This window comes from Trinickia sp. LjRoot230 (assembly GCF_964253315.1).
Taxonomy (GTDB): Bacteria; Pseudomonadota; Gammaproteobacteria; order Burkholderiales; family Burkholderiaceae; genus Trinickia.
On the sequence record NZ_CAXUQX020000001.1, the window covers coordinates 3,336,299 to 3,361,309 of the forward strand.

Consider the following 25,011-nt stretch of genomic DNA (forward strand, 5'->3'; position numbering starts at 1 on the left):
CGCAGTTCGCAGTTCATTCAATTCCATCGACTCTGGCTTCACTGAGGAACCCACCGTGACGTCTTCCGGACCGGCGCGCGTCGCCCCCAACGCCGATGCATCGTCCGCATCAGCCTCTTCAACCTCTCCAACCGCTTCGCCCACGGCTGGCACGCCTGCGCCATCCAAACCCGCCGCCCGCGGCCGCGAAGACAAGGATCAACCGCTCTTTCAGGACATCCGCTATCTGGGCCGGCTGCTCGGCGATGTCGTGCGCGAGCAGGAAGGCGACGCCGTCTTCGATCTCGTCGAAACGATTCGCCAAAGCGCGGTCAAGTTCCGACGCGAAGACGATCACAGCGCGGCCCTCTCGCTCGAAAAGCAGTTGCGCACACTGACGCCCGATCAAACCGTCAGCGTCGTGCGCGCATTCAGCTATTTCTCACACTTGGCGAACATCGCCGAGGACCGCCATCACAACCGCCGTCGCCGCATCCACGCGCTCGGCGGCTCGGCGCCGAAGGCCGGCACGATCGCCTATGCGCTCGAGCGCTTCGCGCTGGCAGGCACGGTGGAACCGGCGGCGCTCAAGCGCTTTTTCGACGATGCATTGATCGTACCGGTGCTGACGGCGCACCCGACCGAAGTCCAGCGCAAGAGCATTCTCGATGCGCAACACGACATCGCCCGTCTGCTTGCCGAGCGCGATCAGCAGCTGACGCAGCGCGAACGGGCGCAAAACGAGGCCCTTTTGCGCGCACGCGTGACGACGCTATGGCAAACACGGATGCTGCGCGACTCGCGCCTCACCGTCGCGGACGAAATCGAAAATGCGTTGTCCTATTACCGCGCGACGTTTTTGCAGGAGATTCCCGCGCTCTATGCCGATATCGAAGCCGCGCTCGACGAGCATCACGGTCTCAAGGCACGGCTGCCCGCGTTCTTCCAGATGGGAAGCTGGATCGGCGGAGATCGCGACGGCAACCCGAATGTCACGGCCGATACGCTCGAACATGCGGTGACGCGCCAGGCGTCCGTGCTCTTCGAGCACTATCTCGACGAAGTACATGCGCTCGGTGCGGAGCTGTCGGTGTCGAACTTGCTGGCAGGCTCGAGCGAAGCGCTCAAGGCGCTCGCCCTCGCCTCGCCCGACCATTCGCCGCATCGCGTCGACGAGCCCTATCGGCGCGCGCTGATCGGCGTCTATGCGCGGCTCGCAGCCACGGCGCGCGCGCTGCTCGGCGACGGCGTCGTGCGCACCCGCAGCGTGCATCGCGATGCGGCCCCCTATACCGATGCCGCCGAATTCGCGCGCGATCTGAACGTGCTCGTCGATTCGCTCGCGGCGCACCATGGCGCCTCGCTCGCCACGCCACGTCTCGCACCGCTCGCCCGCGCCGCGGAAGTATTCGGCTTTCACCTCGCGAGCATCGATTTGCGCCAAAGCTCCGACGTGCATGAGGCGGTCATTGCCGAGTTGCTTCAACGCGCCGGTGTGGCGGACGACTATGCGGCGCTAGGCGAAGCCGACAAATTGCGTGTGCTGCTCGCCGAACTCGGGCAGCCGCGCCTGTTGCGCTCGCCGTATATGGAATATTCGCCGCGTGTGAATCAAGAATTGGGCGTGCTGGAAATGGCGCGGGCCTCGCGCAAGCGTTTCGGCGCACGGACCGTGCGCAATTACATCATTTCGCACACCGAAACAGTCAGCGATCTGGTCGAGGTCCTGCTGCTGCAAAAAGAAACCGGCTTGCTCGAAGGCACGCTCGGCGGCCAGCATGGCAATGGCGCGCGCAGTGCATCGATGGTGATTCCGCTGTTCGAGACCATCGCCGATTTGCGCAACGCGCCCGTCATCATGCGCGAGTTCTTCGATCTGCCCGGCGTCGAGGCGCTTATCGCCCATCAAGGCGGCGAACAGGAAGTGATGCTCGGCTACTCCGACAGCAACAAGGACGGCGGCTTCCTCACCTCGAATTGGGAGCTTTACCGGGCGGAGGTTGCGCTCGTTGCGCTCTTCAAGAGCCGTGGGATCCGATTGCGGCTCTTTCATGGCCGCGGCGGCACGGTCGGCCGCGGCGGCGGCCCGACCTATCAGGCAATCCTTTCGCAACCGCCCGGCACGGTCGACGGCCAAATTCGCCTGACCGAGCAGGGCGAAGTGATCGCCAGCAAATTCGGCAACCCCGAGATCGGCCGGCGTAATCTGGAAACCGTGATTGCGGCAACGCTCGAGGCGTCAGTGCTGCCGCACGGCCATGCGCCCGCCCAACTGGCGAGTTTCGAGGCGACCATGCAGGCGCTCTCCGATGCGGCGATGGGGGCGTACCGTGCGCTCGTCTACGACACGCCGGGCTTTACCGACTACTTCTTTCAGTCGACGCCGATCACCGAAATTGCCGAACTGAACATCGGCTCGCGCCCGGCTTCGCGCAAGCTGCACGATCCGCAGCAACGCCGCATCGAAGATTTGCGCGCGATTCCATGGGGCTTCTCCTGGGGCCAATGCCGGTTGCTGCTGACCGGCTGGTACGGCTTTGGCAGCGCGGTAGAGGCGCATTTGAACGAGGCAGGCAGCGACGCCGAACGCACACGACGCCTCGCGATGCTGCGAGAGATGTTCGAGGCATGGCCGTTCTTTTCGACGCTGCTCTCGAACATGGATATGGTGCTGGCGAAGACCGACCTGGCCGTGGCATCGCGCTATGCGCAGCTCGTCGAGGACAAGAAGCTGCGCCAGCACGTATTCACACGGATCGTCGCGGAGTGGGAGCGCACGGCTCATGCGCTCGCGCAAATCACGGGCAAAGAAGAGCGTCTCGCCGATAACCCGCTGCTCGCGCGTTCGATCAAGAACCGTTTCCCTTATCTCGATCCGTTGAATCACTTGCAGGTCGAATTGCTGAAACGGCACCGCGGAGGCGACACCAACGCGCGCTTGCGGCGCGGTATCCATTTGACGATCAATGGCATTGCAGCAGGGTTGCGCAATACGGGTTGAATAAACAGTACGGTACGTCTTTTCATTTCGGCATGACGAAATGATCCAAGGGGCTGTGCGCGAAAGCGCCGGCCCCATTTTTATTATGGTCGCAACATCAGTTTATTGATTCCCACCCCAATTAAGCGAACGCTTGATATTAAAGTTCAGCGTATTTCGGTCGATAAAAAACTCGAGGCCGCCCCTTTTGGGCGAGCAGATCGACACGACGATCGTTAACCAATCATTTTATTTCCGCGTGCTTTTGCGCGGCTCGCACCATCACCGCGAAAAATGTCATTCATGAGCCACGTTTCGCGTATTCGACGATTGGGTGAACGCATCCAACGAGCATCGCGCATCAATCACGCCACCGCGCTCGGCTTGGTGGTGGCGCTGTGGATTGCGCTCGGCGCATTTTCGATGTGGGATTTCAATGCCGAGGCGAAAAACGAATCCTTACAGGTGGAAACCCTCGCCAATGCGCTGGCGGCTCATACCACGCGCGTATTTCGGGAAGCCAATCAAGTTGCCGATGTCACCTCGTGGCTCGTCAAGCGCGAAGGCGTGCAATTGCCGCTTGAAGACTACGTTCATTCAGGGCTGCTGAATCTCGACGAATTCATCGAAGTTGCCGTACTCGATAAACGCGGCATCATGCGCGCGTCGACATTCCCCGGCTTCCAGCCGATCGACCATGCCGATCGCGATTACTATCGCGCCCACATGTACGACCCGAGCACAGCGCTTTTTATCGGCAAACCGGTGATCGACCGTGTCAGCGGCCAAATGTCCATTCAGTTGTCGCGCCGGATCAACGATACCCAAGGACGCTTTGTCGGCGTCGTCGTCATCTCGGTGCCGCCCGCATTGCTGACGGAAGTGCTCGAGTCGCAACGTATCGGCCGCAGCGGTCTGATTGCCGTGATCGGCACGCAAGACTTCGTCGTACGCGCGCGCCGCACCGGGTCGCGGCTCGATACGAATTGGCCTATTCCGCCCCATTCGCCGTTGCGCCTCGCGCTCAAGCGCGCGCCGCAGGGCACCTTCGAAGCGGCCAGCCCTTATGATGACGTCCGCCGCACGATCAGCTATGTGACGCTCGCCGATTTTCCGGCCGCCGCCATGATCGGTTTTTCGAATGCCGATTACCTCGCGGCGTTCCATCATCGGATCATCGCGCTCGTTGTGGCCGGCGTCATCCTGACGCTCTTGATTTTCGCCGCCGAGATCAATCAGGGCCGGCTCTATCGGCGCGCCGAGGCATCGTCGCTGCGCGAGCGCGAGGCACACGCGCGCAAGCTCAAGGAAGCCGAACGCGCCGAAGCCCTTTTCAAGGCGATTCCCGACGCGGCCATCGGCTTTTCCGCCGACGGCCATGTCGACGGCTACAACCCGCATTTGCTCACGCTGCTCGGCTGGACGAGCGAGCAACTCAGCGCAGCGACGCCGGCAAATATCGCCGAAGCATTCTTTCAGGACGACCGTAGCGACGACCGCCCCGAGCAGATTCAACGTTTCGCCGCCATGCTGGCCGGCGGCCCCGCCTCGCACGATGACGGTGCGCCAAGCGCCATGTTCCGGCTCGAGCGCTCGGAGCCCGCCGTGTATGAAATGCGAGTGGAAAAGCGCGGCACCGCGTCGGCGGGCATGATCGCGCTGATACGCGACGTCACGCGCGAGCAGGCCGGCGAAGAAGCGCTGATGCGCAGCGAGGCACGTTACCGGCAATTGATCGAACTGTCGCCCCACGCCGTTTTTCTGATTCAAGGGCAAACGATTGCGTTCGCCAATCCGAAGGCGCTGCAGATTCTCGGCGCCTATTCGGCGGCACAGATTCGCGGGCTGTCGCTGGTCGAATTTCTGCGCGCGGACGACCGGGACGCGGCCGAGGCACGCATCGAGCGGCTGTTGCGCACGCACATCGCGACACCGACGCGCGAGGTCGAATGGCTGCGGCTCGACGGCAGCGTTTTCATCGGCGAAATGACAGCCGTGCCCTATGAAATGGACGGCCTGGCAGGCGCGCTCGTCATGGTGCAGGACATCACGAGCCGCAAGGAAGCCGAAACGCAGCGCGACCGGCTCTTCGATCTTTCGCTCGACCTGATCTGCCTCGCCGATCCGAGCGGCTGCTTCAAGCGCGTGAACCCCGCCTTTTCGACCGTGCTCGGCTGGTCGAACGAGGAACTGCTGTCACGGCCTTTCATCGAATTCGTGCACCCTGATGACCGCGTCGCGACAATGACGGAAATCCATCGCCGCGGTCCCGGTGAGCCGATCGACCAATTCGAGAACCGCTATCTGTGCTCGGACGGCACCGTCCGCTGGCTCGCGTGGAAAGCGATTCAGCTCGACGGACTCCTTTATGCGACGGCACGCGATGTCACTGAAAGCCGCCACGCCACGTTGCAGTTGGAGCAGGCACGCGCCGACGCCGAAGCCGCTTCGCGCGCGAAGAGCGCGTTCCTCGCGGCGATGAGCCACGAGATCCGCACGCCGATGAACGGCGTGATCGGCATGACCGAGGTGTTGGCGCAAACGGGCCTCACCGCCGATCAGGGCGACATGGTGACGACGATTCGCGAGTCGGCACACGCGCTGCTCACGCTGATCGACGACATCCTCGATTTCTCGAAGATCGAAGCCGGCAGGCTGCATATCGAATGCGTGCCGCTGTCGATCGCGCATCTGGCCGAGGGCTTGTGCCAGTCACTGACGCCGGTGGCCGAGCGGGGCGGCGTCAAGCTGACGAAGTTCATCGCGCCCGATCTGCCGCAGGCCGTCCTGTCGGACGATACGCGGCTGCGCCAAGTGCTTTATAACCTCGTGGGCAACGCCATCAAGTTCTCGGGCGGACGCCCCGAAAAGCCCGGCAGCGTGTCGGTACGGGTGACGGCGCAAGCGCTTGGCGACGCGCGCATCGAAGTGACGTTCGCGATCACCGATAACGGCATCGGCATGTCGGCCGAGACGCTGCCCAAGCTCTTCAAGCCATTCACGCAGGCCGAGGCGTCCACGACGCGCCGCTTTGGCGGCACCGGCCTGGGGCTTGCGATCTGCCGCCGGCTCGTCGATCTGATGGGCGGCACGATTACCGTCGAGAGCACGCCGGACGTGGGCTCGACGTTCATGGTGCGCTTGCCGTTCAAGATCGACGAGCAGGCGATTGCCACCATTCGTTCGGCCGAGAGCGCAGCGCGCGCGAGCGGCAACGCGCGCATCGAGCGCACCGGTCCGGTGCTGTCGGTCGCGCAAGCGCGCGAGCAAGGGCGGCTCATTCTCGTGGCCGAAGACGACGCGATCAACCAGAAGGTCATCTTGCGCCAGCTCGGCCTGCTGGGGCACGTGGCGGAAATCGCGAGCGACGGATGCGAGGCGCTCGCGCTGTGGCGCGCGAACCACTACGCGCTGTTGCTGACCGATCTGCACATGCCCGAGATGGACGGCTATGAACTCGTGGAAACGATACGGCGCGAAGAACCGCCCGGTACACGGCTGCCGATCGTCGCGCTGACGGCCAATGCGGTGCAGGGTGAAGCGGCACGCGCGCGGGCCGTGGGCATGGACGGTTATCTGACCAAGCCGCTGCAGCTCAATCGTCTGCAAGCCGTGTTGGAGACGCACTTTCGTGCGCCGAATGCAAACGGCAATCAAAGCGATCCGTCGCCCGCCGCCGGGCCGGCAGCAACGCCCGCGGCCGTACCGCACGGTGCTACAGCGGCGGCGGTCGATGTGGACGTGCTCAAGGGCATTGTCGGCGACGACCCGGAAGTCGTCCGCGAATTGCTGTCCGACTATCAGCACTCAGTGGGACGCCTGGCCGCGGAGTTGCGCACGCACTGCGACGCGGGGCGCGGACGTGAAGCCGGTGCGATCGCGCACAAGCTGAAGTCGTCGTCGCGCTCCGTCGGCGCGGTGGCGCTCGGCGACCTCTGCGCCGAACTCGAGAATGCGGGCAAGGCCGGCGACCTGGCCACGCTCGCGAATTGGGCGCGGCAATTCGATACGGCGCTCGCAGCCGTGGAAGACACACTCGAGCAATTGCTCGCGATCGAAACGAAATAAACAACAGGGACCGAATGATGTTGAACGAAGCCGATCTCTCAGCCGACCGCGCCGCGGTTCTCGTGGCGACCGACGCACTTGCCGACGCGGAACTCGTCGGCAAGCTGCTGAACGACGAATTCGGCAATGTGCACTTGTCGATCAAGCCGGAGTCGGCCGTGGCCGATTTCGAATCCGTTCGTCCGGCCGTGCTGGTGCTGGCCTTCGATACGCTCGAAGCGGCGCAGCGCTACTACCTGGGCCTTTATCGGCTCGGCACGACAGTGCACACGGTCTCTCACCGCACCGTCGTGCTCTGCAGTTCCCGCGATTTGAAAAGCGCGTATGAACTCTGCTGCAAAGAGCACTTCGACGACTACGTGCTTTTTTGGCCCGCGCCGAACGATGCGCCGCGCATTCGTATGGCTGTGCACCACGCGTTGCGGCTGATGCGCACGCAAGCGCGCGCGGGCGAATCGTCGGTGCGTATGGCGGCGGGGCAGCCCGCCAGCACCCAGATGGTCAAACGCGGCGTGGCGCCGGCAGCGGCCGCGCCTTCTCCCGTCGAACCGACCGTGACGGTGCCGCGGACCTCGTTTTTCGACGAGTCGCCGGCCCTTGAACCGAGCGTCGCGCCGCCGGCTGCGAGCGCCGTCGCTGCCCGCAGCGAACGGCCGACCGTGCTGATGGTGGAAGACGACGAATTCCAGCAGAAGCTGCTTGCGCGGCTGCTGGCCGGGCAGCCGATCGAACTCGTCTTCGCCAGCACCGGCGCGCAGGCGCAAACGCAGATGTGGCAATACAAGCCCGATCTCGTGCTGATGGACGTTGGACTGCCCGATACCAACGGCGTCGAGGCGACGCGTTGGATTAAATCGATCGCGCAGTTTGCGCACGTGCCGATCGTGATGGTGACCGGCCACAGCGAACGCAATATCGTGGTCGAAAGCCTCAAGGCGGGCGCGGTGGACTTTCTCGTCAAGCCGTTCGACCGCAACACGTTAGTCGAGAAATTGCGTCTTTATCTGTCGGTAACGGCCGCCTCATAACGTATGCACGCATCCGCATCCACGTTCACTCCCATTATCAGGAAACGGTGACCTGCATGACAGCTTCGACCAAGCAGCGCAAGATCCTGGTGGTCGACGACGAGCCCTTTGTTCTCAAAGTGCTGGTGCGCCAGCTCACGCAGCTTGGCTACGACGACATTCTTCCCTACGAGCACGCGCAAGACGCGCTCGCCGCGCTCGAAGACGAAAACCACCAGATCGACGTGGTGTTCACCGACTTGCAGATGCCCGATATGGACGGCGTCGAATTCCTGCGTCAGCTCGTTGCACGCGGATACGACGGACAAGTCGTGCTGGTGAGCGGCGAAGACGCCCGCGTGCTCAAAAGCGCCGAAAAGCTGGCCTACTCACGTGGCTTGCGCGTGCTTGGCTCGCTCGCCAAACCAGCCACACGCGAGCAACTGCAACAGCGCTTGCTCGCCAATACGACTCGCGCCGCGGAGTTGCCGCGCTATTCGCCGGAGGAACTGGCGGCCGCCGTGACAGCAGGCCAGATCGTGACCTGCTATCAACCGCAGGCAGCGTTCGCGACGGGCGAGGTGACCGGCATCGAGGCGTTGTTCGGGTGGCAACGTCCGCACGATGGGCGCTTGCTGACCGGGCGCGAGCTCAACGTGGCCGAGCAGGCCGGCATTTTTGGCGACCTGACGCGCCGCGCGCTGCCCGCGATGCTCGAGCAAACGCTGCAATGGCACGCGCTGGGGCCCGATTTCAGGCTTGGCATCAATTTGTCGATCGACGATCTGACGTCGCTCGATTTTCCCGATTTCATCGTCGACGCAGCGACATCGGTCGGCTTTCCGCTCTCGCGGCTCGTGCTCGAGATCACCGAGACGCGGCTCAATCACGATCGATTGATCTCGCTCGACGTGCTCACGCGGTTGAGGTTAAAGCGCATTAGCCTGCTGATCGACGCGTTTGGCACCGGCGAAGCCTCGCTCACGCATTTGCGCGACATTCCGTTCGACGAACTCAAGCTCGATCGCAGTTTCGTGCGCGGTGCAAGCCACGACGAATCGCTCGGTGCGATCGTCAAGGCCAGCTTGTCGCTCGCGCGGCAATTGAATATGCGCACGATCGCACTCGGCATCGACGACGCCGACGACTGGCGCGTGCTGCGCGAGATGGGCTGCGAAGTCGCACAGGGCGATTTCGTCGGGCCGCCGATGATGGCCGCCCAACTGCCGCGTTGGCACGATGAATGGCGGCGACGCTACGCGGCGATGGCCTGAGCTTCCAGCATCAACACATCGAGCTCGAACGAGCCATCGGGCGCGAGGGCGAAGTACTCGCGCACTTCGTCGGGCGCCGTGGCCCACAGCGAGCGGATCGCCGCGACACGCACCTCGGGCGTGCGCATGCGCGCCACCCACTGGTCGAATACCATCGGCAGCCGCCACGTGTCGCGACGCTGCGCGTGTAAGCCCACTGCGGCGAACAAGCCGAGCCATTCGTCGGCGCGGTAGTTGCGGATGTGCGACGCGTCGCGCAACAACTCGACCGCCTGCAGATGCGTGTCGAGCAACGGATGGTTCGCACCGACGACGTCGACGAAAATCACGCGCCCGCCCGGCTTCAGCACGCGACGCACTTCGGCCAGCGCGCGCGGCACATCGTGCCAGTGATGTGCGCTAAAGCGGCTCAGCACGAAATCGAACGAAGCGTCATCGAACAGCAGGGTCTCGGCCGCCCCCTGCGCCGTGCGGATATTGTCGAGCCCGCGCTCGCGTGCCGCGGCTGCCACGATGGCGAGCATTTCGGGCGCCAAGTCGTACGCCGTCACGCTATGCGCATGCGGCGCGACAGCGAAACTGACATGGCCCGCGCCGCAGCCGAGATCGAGCACCATCGCATCGGGCGCCGTCGCTACTTCCGCCGCCAACAGTTGCAGATCGGCACCGCTTGCGTGGCTCGGGCTCGAGAAATAGGCGGCGGCAGTTGAGCCAAACGCGTCGGCAACCTTTTCGTGATGCTTCATGACAGCACGCTCCTTTGACAGCGGTGAATGGGGTTGGCATTGGCAAGCGGCGGTACGGCGGGGCTGCAACCCGGTAGCCGGTTGGCCACGCTGTCGCTACAATACGGTTTTGCCAATACTGGTACAAGACAAGCGATTATCCTGGTATGTGAAGCACCCGGTTGCACTCAGCCGGTCGTTTGCCCTACCCAGGACGCCTCCTTCATCCAACAACTCAATGGCCAATCAGCCAACCGCCTCAGGACCGCAGCGCGCGCGTGCGCTCGGCGAATTCATCCGCGCGCACCGCGAACAGCTCACCCCGCTTGCCGTGGGGCTTGCACCGGGCCCGCGCCGTCGCACGCCCGGGCTGCGGCGCGAGGAAGTCGCGCAATTATGTGGCGTGAGCCCAACCTGGTACACCTGGATCGAGCAGGGGCGGCCCGTGTCGGCTTCGGCCGAGGCGCTGGCGCGCATCGCCGTCGCGTTACAGCTCACGCGTGCCGAACGTGCCTATCTGTTCGATTTGGCCGGCGAGCGCGATCCGGCCGAGCCCACCCCAGCCTCCGCCGACGCGCCCGCCGCGCTGCTGGCCACCGTCCGCCATCTCGACACGCCCGCCTATGTACTCGATCGACAGTGGAATGCGCTCGCCTGGAACGCGCCGGCCGCCGAGCTTTTCGTTGGCTGGCTCGATGGCTCGCCCGAGGACACGGCACGCGAGCGCAATTTGCTGCGCTTCACGTTCACCGTGCCCGCCGCTCGCACGTTGATCGCCGACTGGGAAACGCGCGCGCGCCGGCTCGTGGCCCAATTTCGCGCCGATGCGATTCATCATCTGAATGAGGCACCCACGCGCACGCTGCTCGATTCGCTCGCTGGCGAGAGTGAGTCGTTCGCGCACTTTTGGGCTTCGCAGGACGTCGGCGAGCGCGAGGTCGGCACGCGTGAATTCGATCATCCGCAAGCAGGACGCGTCGTCTACGAGCAGATCACGTTCAAGCCCGCGCATCGGGAAGATCTGCTGCTCGTCGTGCTCGTGCAAAGCTGAAAACCGGGCGGGCGCTCAACGCGGTTAAGATAGCGCGCAACGCCCACCACGCCCCCTTTCATGACCTCGCCATCCTCCGAACCCACGCCGTCCGACCTCGCCGCGCTGCTCGCGCGCGTGGCCCGGGAGGACGCCGCAGCGTTGCGTGCGCTCTACGATTTGAGCGCAGCGAAACTGTTTGGCGTTGCGCTCCGTATATTGGTCAAGCGTGAATGGGCGGAGGAGGCATTGCAGGAATCGTTCGTGAACATTTGGCGGCATGCCGGCGACTATCGCGAAAACCTGGCCGCGCCGATCACCTGGATGACGGCGATCGTGCGCAACCGCGCGCTCGATTGCCTGCGCCGGCATCGGCCCGGCGGCGCTGACGCGCTCGCGCTGCCGCTTAATTCCGACGATACGCTGGCGGACACCTTAGCCAGCGGCGAACGCGATCCGGCCGAGGCGGCATGGTTGAGCGAAGCGGCGCAGCGCCTCGCAATCTGTATGGAGCGGCTCGATGCGAACCAGCGGCAGGCTGTCGCGCTCGCCTATTTGCGCGATCAGAGCCACCGCGAAATTGCGGCGACGCTGGCGGTGCCGCTGGGCACCGTGAAATCGTGGGTGCGGCGCGGGCTTGAAAAATTGAAGACGTGTATGGGAGGCCAGTGATGGATCTTGAACGGCATCCCGACTTGATCGATCGGCTCGCCGGCGAATACGTGCTCGGTGTGCTGCGCGGTGGTGCGCGGCGCCGTTTGGAGCAGCTCGCCGGGCGCGAGCCCGCATTGCGCGCCGCCATCGACGCGTGGCACGCTCGCCTCGCTGCGCTGCCTGAACTGGCGCGCGCTGTCGAGCCCCCGGCGAGCCTGTGGCCCTCGATCGAGCAGCGGCTCGGCTTGGCGGCACCACTCGGCGCACGCGCACAGTCGGCGGCACGTTCGCCTGCGCCGGCCAACCAGCCGCGCTGGTTCGACAGTCTGACGTTTTGGCGCGGCTGGTCGATCGCGGCGACGGGCGCGGCGGCTTTCGCTGCCGTGCTTGCGTTGGTTGTCTCGCTTCAGTTGCAGCCGTTCACGAGCGGCTCCGCACGTCTTGCCGGCACGCCCGCTGCCGAACAGCACGGCGCCGACGCCGACACCGGCGCGCCGGTGATCGAACGCGTCGCTTACGTCGCCGCGCTGGCCGACGTCAAAACGGACAAGACGATGGTTTTCGTGATGTGGGACAACCGAAGCGCGATGATGAGCGTGCACCGCATGAGCGGCGGCGACGCTGCGCCGCCCGGCAAGTCGGAAGAACTCTGGGGCATCCCGGAGCACGGCCGGCCCGTTTCGCTCGGCAGATTGCCGCCGGGCAAGGTCGTGCATATGAAAGTGCCCGGCATGAACGCTTTTGCTAGGCTTGCGGTCTCGGTCGAACCGATGAGCGGCGCACCGGGCGCGAGCGGCCCGAGCGGCCCCGTCGTGTGCGCCGGCAAACTGATGGCTACGGCGTAGCGGCGCGCGCCGGGTAGGTGCGCAGGGCCACAGTGATAAAATCGCTCGCTACCCTCACAGCCCACCATCATGACGTCCCAACTGCATAAAAAAGGCGAAGCCTGGTCGGCTCGCTTCTCCGAGCCGATGTCGGAGCTCGTCAAGCGCTACACGTCGTCGGTCTTCTTCGACAACCGGATGGCGCGTGTCGATATCGAAGGCTCGCTCGCGCATGCCAAGATGCTCGCGGCGCAAAAGATCATCGGCGCTGACGACCTGGCCGCGATCGAGCGTGGCATGGCGCAAATCGTCGGCGAAATCGAGCGTGGCGAATTCGTCTGGCAGCTCAACCTCGAAGACGTGCATCTGAATATCGAAGCGCGCTTGACCGCGCTGATCGGCGACGCCGGCAAGCGCCTACATACGGGCCGCTCGCGCAATGACCAGGTGGCCACTGATATCCGCTTATGGCTGCGCGGCGAGATCGACCGCATCGTGGCACTGCTCGGCGGCCTGCGCGGCGCGTTGATCGACCTCGCCGAGCAGCATGCCGGCACGATCATGCCGGGCTTCACGCATTTGCAAGTGGCTCAGCCGGTGACGTTCGGCCATCATCTGCTTGCCTACGTCGAAATGTTCGGGCGCGACACCGAGCGCATGCTCGACTGCCGCAAGCGCGTGAACCGCTTGCCGCTCGGTGCGGCTGCGCTGGCCGGCACCAGCTACCCGATCGACCGCCACGCGGTTGCGGCGACACTCGGCTTCGACGGCATCTGCGCGAACTCGCTCGATGCCGTCTCCGACCGTGATTTCGCGATCGAATTCACGGCCGCCGCGGCACTCGTGATGGCGCACGTTTCGCGCCTGTCGGAAGAGCTCGTGCTATGGATGAGCCCGCGCGTCGGCTTCATCGATCTGGCAGATCGGTTCTGCACCGGTTCGTCGATCATGCCGCAAAAGAAGAACCCCGACGTGCCCGAACTCGCGCGCGGCAAAGCCGGGCGCACCTATGGCCATCTGATGGCGCTGCTCACGCTGATGAAGGGCCAGCCGCTCGCCTACAACAAGGACAACCAGGAAGACAAGGAGCCGCTTTTCGACACGGTCGATACGGTTGCCGATACGCTGCGCATCTTCGCGGAAATGGTCGGCGGTATCACGGTGAAGCCCGAGGCGATGCGGGCTGCGGCGCTGCAAGGCTTCTCGACGGCAACCGATCTCGCGGATTACCTCGTCAAGCGCGGCCTGCCGTTTCGCGATGCTCACGAGGCAGTCGCGCATGCGGTGCGCATCTGCGTGGACCGGCAGTGCGATCTGGCCGATCTCACGCTCGACGAAATGCGTCACGAATTGGCGAACGTCGCGCATCTGATTGGCGACGACGTGTTCGATTACCTGACGCTCGAAGGGTCGGTGGCCAGCCGGAATCATCCGGGCGGCACGGCACCCGAGCAGGTGCGGGCCGCGGCTCAGGCAGCGCGTCAGGCGTTGCAGGCGCAGCCGGGCAAGTAACGAAAAAAGTAAGCGCGAAGCAAACCATTGAGCCGGCCCGACGCGAGCGGGGCCGGCCTGTCTCTGTCCACTACGGCTCAATCGTTGCCGGCGGTCTCCGCCAGGCGCTTTAATGTCGCCACACGTGCGCCGACGAGATCGACGCGCTCCGCTTCGGTACCACCCAGCCCCGCCGTCGCATTGAAATAACTGCGCCACGTACGTTGCGCACGTGCGAGCAGCGGCCGCGCATGAACTGGCAGCCTCGTGCGCAGCTTGCGCGCATAGCGGTTCAGGTCGAATTGCGCATGCTCGCAAGCCGCATCCACGGTACAAGGCCGCAGTCGCGTGGGCCGAGCCGCAGGAGCGGGCACAGCGGCAGCTTCGGCCGCGCCCGAAGCCCCCACGGCGGCGACTACCGTGGGCTCGAACTGCGCAGCCGCATGCCGCAATTGCAGCGCCCGATCGCGAACGGGCTGCAGCAGCACGTTCGCTTGCGTGATCAAGTAGGCCGAGCCATGCGTCGTTTGAAATACCGCATGCACGAGTGGTTCCTCGTCGTTGCGCCAGGCCAGCCACCGCCGTTGGCTCTCCTGCCAGCCGCGCCGCGCCTTGTCAGGCGCGCTGGCGACCAATGTGCGGTAGGTCGCATCGATCGCGGCTTGCCATGAAGCACGCGCCGCGTCCATGCATTGCGCCTGACCCGCCGGCGACGAGCGGTCGGCCCGCGCGAGACAGGTACGCATAGCCGTATCGATCGGATCGGCTGGCGCGGCTTCGGCACGTGCTGTCACCGGCGCAACAAGCGCGCTCGCCACGATGACGACAATAAGGATGGCAACGATACCGCCCGCGCCCGACGTCCGGGCGTTCAGCCATGTCTGGCGGAGTGTATGTGCAACGTCCTTCATGATCACGCACGCACGCAGTCAACGAAATATTCGACGCGCCCATTGACCAATTCGCCGACGAGCCCGTGAATGTCGGTCGAAAAGCCAGGGAAACGCTCGTTGAATTCGCGCGCGAATTTCAGGTAGTTGACGATCGTCTTGTTAAAACGCTCGCCCGGAATCAACAGCGGGATGCCTGGCGGATAAGGCGTCAGCAAAATACTCGTCACGCGGCCTTCGAGTTCGTCGATCGGCACGCGATCGATCTCGCGGTGAGCGAGCTTGGCAAACGCCTCGGACGGTTTCATGGCCGGCTCCATGTTCGACAGATACATCTCCGTCGTGAGACGAGCGATGTCATTCGCGCGATAGACGCTGTGAATGGCCTGACACAGATCGCGCAGCCCCATGCGCTCGTACGCGGGATGTTGCGCGACGAACTCCGGCAGCACGCGCCACAGCGGCTGGTTGCTGTCGTAATCGTCCTTGAACTGCTGCAACTCGGTCACCATCGAATTCCATCGGCCCTTCGTGATGCCGATCGTGAACATGATGAAAAACGAGTAAAGCCCGGTCTTTTCGACGATGATGCCGTGCTCGGCCAGATACCGCGTGACGATCGCGGCGGGAATGCCCGTCTCGCCGAATTCGCCGTCGACGTCGAGCCCCGGCGTGACGATCGTCGCTTTGATCGGGTCGAGCATATTGAAGCCCTCGGCGAGCGGCCCGAAGCCGTGCCAAGGGTCGTTCGCACGCAGCACCCAGTCCTCGCGCGAGCCGATGCCTTCGTCGGCGAGCGCGTCGGGGCCCCAGACCTGGAAGAACCAGTCCTCGCCGTATTCAGCATCCACTTTGCGCATCGCGCGCCGAAAGTCGAGCGCCTCGGCAATCGACTCCTCAACGAGCGATCTGCCGCCTGGCGGCTCCATCATCGCGGCGGCCACATCGCACGACGCGATGATCGCGTACTGCGGGCTCGTCGACGTGTGCATCAAATACGCTTCGTTAAAGCGATGCCGATCGAACACGCCGTCGATTGAATCTTGCACGACGATCTGCGAAGCCTGCGAGATGCCGGCGAGCAACTTGTGCGTCGAGTGCGTTGCGAAGACGAGCGCGCCGGTGCGCGGCCTGCCCGCACCGATCGCATGCATGTCCTGATAAAACGGATGGAACTCGGCGTGCGGCAGCCAGGCTTCGTCGAAATGCAGCGTGTCGAGCAGATCGCCGAGCAGCGCCTTGATCATTTCGACGTTGTAAATCACGCCGTCGTAGGTACTCTGCGTGATCGTCAGAATACGCGGCTTTACATTCGGATCCTTTTCGAGCGCTTCGCGCGCAAACGGATTCGCCTCGATCTTCTTGCGAATGTTCTCGGGTTTGAATTCGTCGAGCGGGATCGGCCCGATGATGCCGAAGTTATTGCGCGTCGGCGTCAGAAACACCGGAATGGCACCCGTCATCGTGATGGCGTGCAGGATCGACTTGTGACAATTGCGGTCCACCACGACGATATCGCCGGGCGCCACCGTCGCGTGCCAGACGATCTTGTTCGACGTGGACGTACCATTCGTCACGAAAAAGAGGTGATCAGCGCTGAAGATGCGCGCGGCATTACGCTCGGAGGCTGCCACCGGGCCGATGTGATCGAGCAGTTGCCCGAGCTCATCCACGGCATTGCACACGTCGGCGCGCAGCATGTTTTCGCCGAAGAACTGATGGAACATCTGCCCAAGCGGGCTCTTGAGAAACGCCACGCCGCCCGAATGGCCGGGGCAGTGCCACGAATACGAGCCTTCGTCGGCGTACTTCACGAGCTCCTTGAAAAACGGCGGCGCGAGTGAATCGAGGTAGACCTTCGCTTCGCGCACGATGTGGCGCGCAACGAACTCGGGCGTGTCCTCGAACATGTGAATGAAGCCGTGCAGCTCACGCAGAATGTCGTTCGGCAGATGGCGCGAGGTGCGTGTTTCGCCGTAGAGGAAAATCGGAATGTCGGCGTTGCGGCGGCGCACTTCCTTCACGAACGCGCGCAGCTCGATAATGGCCGTCGCGAGCTCCGGCAACTCGCCGTCGGGTCCGGTCTCGCCGAGCATCAACTCGTCGTCGTCGAGCGACAAAATGAAGCACGACGCACGGCTCGACTGCTGCGCGAACGACGTCAGATCCCCGTAGCTCGTCAAGCCGAGCACTTCGACGCCCTCGCCTTCGATGGCCTCGGCGAGCGCGCGGATGCCGGACCCCGAAATGTTCTCGGAGCGAAAGTCTTCGTCGATGATGACGACGGGGAAACGGAACTTCATGGCGAATCTCCAAAAACAAGAACCGCTGGCCCGGGTCATCATTCCGTGCCGAGCGGTCGCTCGAACAACCTGTCAGTGTCGTTGCGCTATACGTCAGTCTGATGACGGCCGCGAACGGCCGTCATGCCTTCGGCAGCGTGACGCCGTGCTGCCCCTGATATTTGCCGCCGCGGTCCGCGTATGAGACGTCGCAGACCTCGTCGCTCTCGAAAAAGAGCACCTGCGCCACGCCTTCGTTGGCGTAGATCTTGGCCGGCAACGGGGTCGTGTTCGAAAACTCGAGCGTCACATAGCCCTCCCATTCGGGCTCGAACGGCGTGACGTTGACGATAATGCCGCAACGCGCATAGGTGGATTTGCCAAGGCATACCGTCAGCACGTTGCGCGGAATGCGGAAATATTCCACCGTGCGCGCGAGCGCGAATGAATTGGGCGGAATGATACAGACATCGCCTTTGAAATCCACGAACGATTTCTCGTCGAAATTCTTCGGATCGACGATCGTCGAATTGATGTTCGTGAAGATCTTGAATTCGTCGGCGCAGCGAATGTCGTAGCCGTAGCTCGACGTGCCGTAGCTGACGATCTTGCGCCCGTCTTCGGCCGTGCGAACCTGATCGCCCACGAACGGTTCGATCATGTTGTGCTGGGCGGCCATGCGCCGAATCCACTTGTCGGATTTGATTGTCATAACGTGCAGGTTTTATGGGTCTTTTGGTGGGCCGCTCACTGCCCGCGGATCACGCCGCACGCGAGCGCAGCGCCGGCGCCATGATCGGGAAACGCCGGGTCCCCCGGCTCGCGGTGGATCTGCACCGAACGCCCGATCACCGAGCGCACGCCATCGAGCGCCAGTTCGGGGGCGACAATGAAGCCCGTCGCGCCGCCCGTGGCATCGGAATGAATGTTGCCGAGGTCCCCCGCCAGCCGCACGCCCGCGCGCAGGCGCGACGCCCCCGGCGCGAACACCGGGCCGGTGCTCGAGCCTTCCACCGCATTGCAATCGCCGCGCTCGTGCACTTGCAGCGCGTGGTCGCTGTTGGGCGGCAAACCGCTGATGCTGTAAGTGACCTGCACGCCGTCCGAGCGCTCGATGAACGTGACGCCGCCCCGCGCGGCGCTGCCGACAGTCGGCAGCAATTGCGCGGCGGCGCGTTTTTCATGCGGGCCGAACAACGCGGCACAGCCGCCGAGCGCGGCGCCCGTCACGCCTACCAGCGCTACGCAGGCCAAGACGCTCAGCGTGCGCCGCCCGTCCGTTCGTTGTCTCATGCGATCCTCACGCCGGCCCGCGGTGCGCATGCACCCCCTGAGCCGGACTCAAGCGAAGGCAACATGATACCGCGACGCGACGCCCGCGCCCCCTGGCATGGCGCGGCACCGGCCACGGCGGCACGCGAGGCCGCAGCGCAAACATCGCCTCGCGCGCTCACGTGTTCTGCACGACGATGCTCGGAAACTTCGCGCTCATGTCGCGCGCGCGTTCGGCAATGTGGATGGCCACCTTGCGGGCAATGGCGCGATAGGCCTCGGCGATCGAGCTTGCCGGTTCCGCCACGACGGACGGATGACCGCCATCGGCCTGCTCGCGAATCGAGATATCGAGCGGCAGGCTGCCAAGGAGTTCGACGCCGTATTCGCCGGCCATGCGCTGCGCGCCGCCCGCACCGAAGATCGGTTCGGCATGGCCGCAATTCGAACAAATATGCGTGCTCATGTTCTCGACGATGCCGAGAATCGGCACGCCGACTTTCTCGAACATCTTGAGGCCCTTTTTGGCGTCGATCAGCGCGATATCCTGCGGCGTCGTGACAATGACGGCACCCGTGACGGGCACGCGCTGTGCAAGCGTGAGTTGAATATCACCAGTGCCTGGCGGCATGTCGACGATCAGATAGTCGAGCTCGCGCCAGTTCGTCTGCCTCAGCAGTTGTTCTAGTGCGGACGTGACCATCGGCCCGCGCCAGACCATCGGGTTGTCCTGCTCGACGAGAAAGCCGATCGAGTTGGCCTGCACGCCATGGCCTTCGAGCGGATGCATGGTCTGCCCGTCCGGCGATTCAGGGCGGCCCTCGATGCCGAGCATCATCGGTATGGACGGGCCGTAGATGTCGGCGTCGAGCACACCGACCGACGCGCCTTCGCTTGCCAGCGCCAGCGCGAGGTTGACGGCCGTCGTGCTTTTGCCGACGCCGCCCTTGCCCGACGCCACCACCACGACGTTCTTGACGTTCGGCAACAATTTCACGCCGCGTTGCACAGCGTGCGCGACGATCGACTGCGTGAGCGTGACTTCGGCACGCTCGACGCCCGGTACGTTCACGAGCGCCGCCTCGATCAGCGTGCGCAGCGCGTCGTGCTGGCTTTTCGCGGGATAGCCGAGCACGATTTCTGCTCGCACCATCGCGCCGTCGATAGCGAGTTGCTTGACGCCCTTGGCGGCCGCGAACGAGCGGCCCGTGTTGGGATCAGTGACGGCCGCAAGGGCGGCGTCGACCAAGGCCCGGTCAATGTTCATCGAAATGACTCCGAAGCGAAAAATAGAAATAACAAAATTAAGCGAAATGGCTCACGGCGGGCCTTAAGCGCGGCTGCGAGGCAGGAAAATTGAAAGAAAGTGTTGCTTGCCATTGCCAAAGAGTGACGCGCCGGGGCACCTTCGCCGTCGGCGCTTGCCGCAGGGCAGCATCGCAGCGTCATACGCGCTATTGTAGTGGCTTGCGATGGCTCGCATCGTCGGCGCCGCGAGGGCACTGCGTGCGGCGCGTTATCCATCGCCCGCAAGTGCGCCGTTCCGACACGTTTTCATGAGAGGACTCGAAAAGTGAACACAAAAATCATCACGCGCTTGACCGTCTTCACGCTCGCCGGGGCGATTCTCGCCGGCTGCGCGACCGAGCAACAGAACAATGCCGCTGTCGGCACCGGTGCCGGCGCCGCGCTCGGCGCAGGGCTTGGCGCTATCTTCGGCGGCGGCAAGGGTGCAGCGATCGGCGCCGGTGTCGGGGCACTCGCGGGCGGCGTGACCGGCTATAACTGGCAAGCTATTCGCGGCAGGCTCTCGGGCGCCTCGAAAGGCACGGGCACCACGGTCTCGGAGCAGCCCGACGGTTCGCTGAAACTGAACATCCCGAGTTCGGTTACCTTCGCGACGAACAGCTACCAGATCAACCCGGCGCTCTACCCGACCCTGAACGAATTGTCGACTCAGATGAGCCAGAACCCCGAACTCGTGGCAGACGTCCGCGGCTACACCGATAACACGGGCGGTGCCGAACTGAATCAGCGGCTGTCGCAAAACCGCGCGCAGGCCGTCGCGGTCTACCTGAGCCAGCACGGCGTCGCGCCGAACCGCCTGGCCGCCACGGGCTACGGCCCGAGCCAACCAATCGCCGATAACAACACGGAACAAGGCCGCGCACAGAACCGCCGCGTCGAGATCTACCTGAAGGCGACCGCCCAGCACGGCCAGCAGCCCCGCTACCAGTAAGGTCATAGCACTCGGCAAGCGGCCGTCGGACGGCCTCAGAAGCCGTCCGGAATCTCCCGGTAAACGAATCGAAAAAATTTCGAACTCGCCGCGAGATTCGCTGTCTTTCATTACGGTACGTGGCTGGCGTTAGCCGTCACGTCACCATTCTCCTCTTGTCGTTGTTGCTCCGGGGCTACCGCCCCGGTTTTTTTTGCTGCATCGCGCGTACGCTGCGTCGCATCGCGCCCCATCCAGCAAAATGCTGCGCCGCGCCTGTTAAAATCGGCGCTTTCCCTGCGCAGTCCTCCATTCACGCCAATGACAGCCCCCGATACCGCTTCCGCCGCCAGCGCCGGCCCGCGCCAGATTCTCGTCACGTCAGCCTTGCCTTATGCGAACGGACAGATTCATCTGGGCCATCTGGTCGAGTACATCCAGACCGACATCTGGGTCCGCGCGCTGCGTATGCATGGGCACGAGGTCTATTACGTCGGCGCCGACGATACCCACGGCACGCCTGTGATGCTCAGCGCCGAAAAAGAAGGCGTCGCGCCAAGGGCGTTGATCGAGCGGGTGTGGCGCGAACACAAGCAGGACTTCGACAATTTTCTCGTGTCGTTCGACAACTACTATTCGACCGATTCCGACGAAAACCGCGTGCTGTGCGAATCGATTTTCCTCGCACTGAAAGACGCGGGCCTGATCGACGCGCGTGAGATCGAACAAGCGTACGACCCGGTCAAGGAGATGTTCCTGCCTGACCGCTTCATCAAGGGCGAATGCCCGAAGTGCGGCGCGAAAGACCAATACGGCGACAGTTGCGAGGTCTGCGGCTCGACTTATCAGCCGACCGACCTCGTCAATCCCTACTCGGCCATCTCGGGTGCCACACCGGTGCGACGCGCATCGACGCATTATTTCTTCCGTCTGTCCGATCCGCGCTGCGAAAACTTCCTGCGCGGCTGGGTCGGCGGGCTCGCGCAGCCCGAGGCCACCAACAAGATGCGCGAATGGCTGGGCGAGGCGGGCGATGCCAAGCTCGCCGATTGGGATATCTCGCGCGATGCGCCCTACTTCGGATTTGAAATCCCGGGGGCGCCGGGCAAATATTTCTATGTCTGGCTCGACGCACCGGTCGGCTATTACGCAAGCTTCAAACATCTCGCGGCGCAGCGAGGGCTCGATTTCGACGCCTGGGTGCGCCCAGGCGCCACGGCCGAGCAGTATCACTTCATCGGCAAGGACATCCTCTATTTCCACACGCTTTTTTGGCCCGCGATGCTCGAATTTTCCGGGCACCGCACGCCGACGAACGTGTTCGCGCACGGTTTTCTGACCGTCGACGGCGCCAAAATGTCGAAGTCGCGCGGCACCTTCATCACGGCCCGCAGTTTTGTGGAGACCGGGCTCAACCCCGAGTGGCTGCGCTATTACTTCGCCGCGAAGCTGAACGCCACGATGGAAGACATCGACCTGAACTTCGGCGACTTCCAAGCGCGCGTGAATAGCGACATCGTCGGCAAATACGTGAATATCGCGAGCCGCGCCGCCGGCTTTCTGAGCAAGCGCTTCGAGGGCCGCGTGCAGGACAGCGCGATGCATCACCCCCTGCTCGGCACGCTGCGGGCGGCGCTGCCGCAGATCGCCGCGTACTACGAAGCGCGCGAGTACGGCCGGGCGGTGCGCCAAACGATGGAACTCGCCGATGCCGTCAACGCCTACGTCGACGCCGCCAAACCTTGGGATCAGGCGAAGGACGACGCCAACGCGGTCGCGCTGCACGAGACAGTCAGCGTGAGTCTGGAGGCGTTCCGGCTGCTGTCGATCGCGCTGAAACCGGTGATGCCCGCGCTGGCAGCGAAGGTGGAAGCGTTTCTCGATGTTGCGCCGTTCGTCTGGTCTGATGGCGATGTGCCGCTGTCGTCGGCGCGGCCGATCAACGCGTACAAACATTTGATGACACGCGTCGACCCGAAGCAGATCGAGGCACTCGTTGCCGCCAACCGCGCAACGCTGCTGCCAACCGGCAATGCGCCTGCACAGGCGGCTACTACGGCTACGGTCACGGCTACGGCCGAGCCGCAATCTGCGGTCATTTCGATCGACGATTTCGCGAAGGTCGATCTGCGCGTTGCCCGCATCGTCGACTGCAAGACGGTCGAAGGATCCAACAAGCTGCTGCAGTTGACGCTCGACGTCGGCGAAGAAACGACGCGCAACGTGTTCTCCGGCATTCAGTCGGCCTACCGCCCAGAGGACTTGGTCGGCAAGCTGACAGTGATGGTGGCCAATCTTGCGCCGCGCAAGATGAAATTCGGGCTTTCGGAAGGCATGGTGCTGGCCGCATCGGCCAGCGACGAAAAAGCGGAGCCAGGGCTTTATATCCTCGAACCGCATCCGGGTGCGCAGCCGGGAATGCGAGTGAAGTAGACGGCGTAACCGCTCACACGTGAGCGATTACGGTTGTTTACCGCTTGCGTATGAGCGGTTATCTTGACGCATGCCCAGCAGCGACCGATAATGACCGCCACTCCACCAAAAAACCGTAACCGCTTATATGGGCACTATAAACTCGGCTAAACGCTCACCTGTGAGCGTTAAAGACGCCAAAAAAATATTACCTATGCCGGTTGTTCGCGCGCTCGGTAAACTCGGCGACGATATCGCGCTCGCGCGCCGCCGTCGGCACATCACTCAGGAGTCGATGGCCGAGCGCATTCATACGTCGGTCGCGACGTTGCGGCGGCTGGAGAAAGGCGATCCGCGCATCCCGATCGGGACCGTCGCACAGGCTTTTCATGTGCTCGGCGAATTACCGAAGATCACCGGTCTGCTCGATACCGCAGCCGACGATATCGGCCTTGCTCTGATGAACCAGCAGGTGCCACAGCGCGTCCGAAAAAAGCGTGGGAAGGGGGATTCGGGGGCACTATGAAGACATCGGTTCAGAAGACCACCCGGGTCCTGCTGGGCCAGGCTGCATTGCCAATAGGCGCGCTCACCTACAACAAGGACGGTAGTCGCGAGTACTCGGCCTTTGCTTATGACCGGGCCTGGCTTCAATCGACCGAGCGCTTCGAGATTTCGCCCGACCTCGGTTTGATCGAAGGCCACCAGTATCGCAAGGCCCCGACGAAGGATGATTCGCTGTTTCATTTCGCGTTCGCGGACACTGAGCCGGATGGCTGGGGTTGCCGGGTCATTGCGCGCGACCATGCCAAGCGGCGCAAAGTCGCGCAGGCATCGCCCCAGGCGGCCGGAACTTCTACGCCGAGCGCGTCGCTCACCGAAATGGACTATCTGCTCGGCGTGGACGATACGAGCCGCATCGGTGCGCTGCGGTTCGCCGACGAAGCGGGCAACGTCCTTCGTACCATCGAAGACGGTGGCCACGGCACCCCGCCGCTCATCGAGTTGACACAACTCATCGGCGCTACGCGCGCGGTCGAGATGAATAAGGAAACCGATGCCGACCTGAGATACTTGCGCGGACGCGGCACCTCTCTCGGCGGCATGCGCCCCAAATGCACCGTACGCGACGAAAACGGGCACCTGTGCATCGGCAAATTTCCAAGCATCAAAGATGACCGCTGCGTCACGCGCGGTGAAGTACTCGCGCTCCGTTTGGCAGCGGCTGCCGGCATAACGGCCGCACAGGCTCGCATCGTCATGTCGGACGAGATCCCTGTAGCCCTCATCCAACGCTTCGACCGAAGCGCCAATGGAGGTCGTATCCCCTACCTGTCGGCCAGCTCCATGCTGCAAGCCTCACGCGCGGACGACCATGCCTACACTCAGATAGCCGACGTGATCATCGCGCGCTGCGTCGACCCGAAGCATGATCTCGAAGAACTGTGGCGGCGGCTCGTGTTCAATCTGCTCATCACGAACGTCGACGACCACTTGCAAAACCATGGCTTCCTTCACCTCGAGCATGGGCAATGGCGTCTGGCACCTGCCTTCGACATCAATCCGTTTCCCGACAAAGACTCGGAGCTGAAGCTCTGGCTCACCGAGGAGTACGGCCCCGCTAATTCCATCGCGGCTGCGTTCGAAACGGCACCCTACTTCCGGCTGTCCGAGACGCGCGCCGCGCATATTCTCGGCCAGGCCTATCGCGCGGTAAAGGATTGGAAATGCGTCGCGCAATCCGCCTCAATCGGCATGACCACCGATGACCTCGATGCCTTTGCGCCGGCATTCGAGAATCGCCAGATGGCGGAAGCAGCGGCCCTCCTCTCGCTCTCGCGCGCCACTTCGGTCGGGCGAAAAGCCGGCGCAAATCGATCGAATTGAATTTGACCGACCCGCTAC

The 25,011-nt window shown here is 63.6% G+C and carries 18 protein-coding genes; 12 read left to right on the forward strand and 6 right to left on the reverse strand.

Translation table 11 applies throughout. The features are described 5' to 3' along the window. The first annotated feature begins 55 nt into the window (after window positions 1-55). From ppc to ACSQ20_RS15235, 4 genes are all read left to right on the forward strand, one after another. The gene (ppc, locus tag ACSQ20_RS15220) at window positions 56-2,980 is read left to right on the forward strand and encodes a phosphoenolpyruvate carboxylase (RefSeq protein ID WP_436021322.1); all 2,925 of its coding nucleotides are present in this window, start codon (window positions 56-58) and stop codon (window positions 2,978-2,980) included. Window positions 2,981-3,262: 282 nt separating this feature from the next. After that, entirely contained in the window at window positions 3,263-7,027 is a 3,765-nt protein-coding gene (locus tag ACSQ20_RS15225; protein WP_436021324.1) for a PAS domain S-box protein, read from the forward strand. A gap of 14 nt (window positions 7,028-7,041) precedes the next feature. Continuing rightward, window positions 7,042-8,055, forward strand: coding sequence for a response regulator (locus ACSQ20_RS15230; RefSeq protein WP_436021326.1), 1,014 nt, complete (start codon window positions 7,042-7,044; stop codon window positions 8,053-8,055). A gap of 56 nt (window positions 8,056-8,111) precedes the next feature. After that, entirely contained in the window at window positions 8,112-9,308 is a 1,197-nt protein-coding gene (locus ACSQ20_RS15235; RefSeq protein ID WP_436021328.1) for an EAL domain-containing response regulator, read from the forward strand. Here ACSQ20_RS15235 and ACSQ20_RS15240 read toward each other — a convergent pair. Next, window positions 9,290-10,054: a class I SAM-dependent methyltransferase gene (locus tag ACSQ20_RS15240; RefSeq protein WP_436021330.1), complete on the reverse strand. Its 765-nt coding sequence runs from the start codon at window positions 10,052-10,054 to the stop codon at window positions 9,290-9,292. The two genes, ACSQ20_RS15235 and ACSQ20_RS15240, sit on opposite strands and share 19 nt — an antisense overlap. 217 nt (window positions 10,055-10,271) lie before the next feature. Here ACSQ20_RS15240 and ACSQ20_RS15245 point away from each other — a divergent pair, with 217 nt between their 5' ends. The 4 genes from ACSQ20_RS15245 to argH all read left to right on the forward strand — a co-directional run bounded on the left by ACSQ20_RS15245 (window position 10,272) and on the right by argH (window position 14,053). After that, complete coding sequence (locus ACSQ20_RS15245) at window positions 10,272-11,084, forward strand: helix-turn-helix transcriptional regulator (RefSeq protein ID WP_436021332.1); 813 nt, start codon at window positions 10,272-10,274, stop codon at window positions 11,082-11,084. A 60-nt stretch (window positions 11,085-11,144) separates the two neighbouring features. Beyond that, a complete protein-coding gene (locus ACSQ20_RS15250; protein ID WP_436021334.1) occupies window positions 11,145-11,735 on the forward strand; it encodes a sigma-70 family RNA polymerase sigma factor in 591 nt (196 codons plus the stop codon). Next, window positions 11,735-12,562, forward strand: a complete 828-nt coding sequence (locus tag ACSQ20_RS15255; RefSeq protein ID WP_436021336.1) for an anti-sigma factor — start codon at window positions 11,735-11,737, stop codon at window positions 12,560-12,562. Before ACSQ20_RS15250 ends, ACSQ20_RS15255 begins: the two co-directional genes overlap by 1 nt. Before the next feature lie 69 nt (window positions 12,563-12,631). Next, window positions 12,632-14,053 carry an argininosuccinate lyase gene (gene argH, locus ACSQ20_RS15260; RefSeq protein WP_436021338.1) on the forward strand — a complete coding sequence of 474 codons (1,422 nt, stop codon included), beginning with the start codon at window positions 12,632-12,634 and terminating at the stop codon, window positions 14,051-14,053. Window positions 14,054-14,130: 77 nt separating this feature from the next. Here the strand turns inward: argH and ACSQ20_RS15265 are convergent, their stop codons facing one another. The 5 genes from ACSQ20_RS15265 to apbC all read right to left on the reverse strand — a co-directional run bounded on the left by ACSQ20_RS15265 (window position 14,131) and on the right by apbC (window position 19,743). Further along, window positions 14,131-14,943 carry a lysozyme inhibitor LprI family protein gene (locus ACSQ20_RS15265; RefSeq protein ID WP_436021340.1) on the reverse strand — a complete coding sequence of 271 codons (813 nt, stop codon included), beginning with the start codon at window positions 14,941-14,943 and terminating at the stop codon, window positions 14,131-14,133. A 2-nt stretch (window positions 14,944-14,945) separates the two neighbouring features. Next, entirely contained in the window at window positions 14,946-17,225 is a 2,280-nt protein-coding gene (locus tag ACSQ20_RS15270; RefSeq protein ID WP_436021342.1) for an Orn/Lys/Arg decarboxylase N-terminal domain-containing protein, read from the reverse strand. A gap of 121 nt (window positions 17,226-17,346) precedes the next feature. Next, window positions 17,347-17,916: a dCTP deaminase gene (gene dcd, locus ACSQ20_RS15275; RefSeq protein WP_436021344.1), complete on the reverse strand. Its 570-nt coding sequence runs from the start codon at window positions 17,914-17,916 to the stop codon at window positions 17,347-17,349. 35 nt (window positions 17,917-17,951) lie between these two features. Continuing rightward, window positions 17,952-18,497, reverse strand: coding sequence for a superoxide dismutase family protein (locus tag ACSQ20_RS15280; protein ID WP_436021346.1), 546 nt, complete (start codon window positions 18,495-18,497; stop codon window positions 17,952-17,954). Between the two features lie 157 nt (window positions 18,498-18,654). Continuing rightward, on the reverse strand, window positions 18,655-19,743 hold the full coding sequence (gene apbC / locus ACSQ20_RS15285) for an iron-sulfur cluster carrier protein ApbC (protein ID WP_436021348.1): 1,089 nt from the start codon (window positions 19,741-19,743) through the stop codon (window positions 18,655-18,657). A gap of 306 nt (window positions 19,744-20,049) precedes the next feature. On the opposite strand from apbC, the gene ACSQ20_RS15290 reads away from it, so the two are divergent. The 4 genes from ACSQ20_RS15290 (at window position 20,050) to ACSQ20_RS15305 (ending at window position 24,993) form a co-directional block, all read left to right on the forward strand. Next, window positions 20,050-20,715 (forward strand): OmpA family protein, encoded by a 666-nt coding sequence (locus tag ACSQ20_RS15290; RefSeq protein WP_436021350.1) that lies wholly within the window; start codon window positions 20,050-20,052, stop codon window positions 20,713-20,715. Window positions 20,716-21,015: 300 nt separating this feature from the next. Continuing rightward, complete coding sequence (gene metG, locus ACSQ20_RS15295; RefSeq protein ID WP_436021352.1) at window positions 21,016-23,127, forward strand: methionine--tRNA ligase; 2,112 nt, start codon at window positions 21,016-21,018, stop codon at window positions 23,125-23,127. Between the two features lie 193 nt (window positions 23,128-23,320). Continuing rightward, window positions 23,321-23,632 carry a helix-turn-helix domain-containing protein gene (locus ACSQ20_RS15300; RefSeq protein ID WP_436021354.1) on the forward strand — a complete coding sequence of 104 codons (312 nt, stop codon included), beginning with the start codon at window positions 23,321-23,323 and terminating at the stop codon, window positions 23,630-23,632. Next, on the forward strand, window positions 23,629-24,993 hold the full coding sequence (locus tag ACSQ20_RS15305) for a type II toxin-antitoxin system HipA family toxin (RefSeq protein ID WP_436021356.1): 1,365 nt from the start codon (window positions 23,629-23,631) through the stop codon (window positions 24,991-24,993). Before ACSQ20_RS15300 ends, ACSQ20_RS15305 begins: the two co-directional genes overlap by 4 nt. Window positions 24,994-25,011 lie beyond the last annotated feature (18 nt).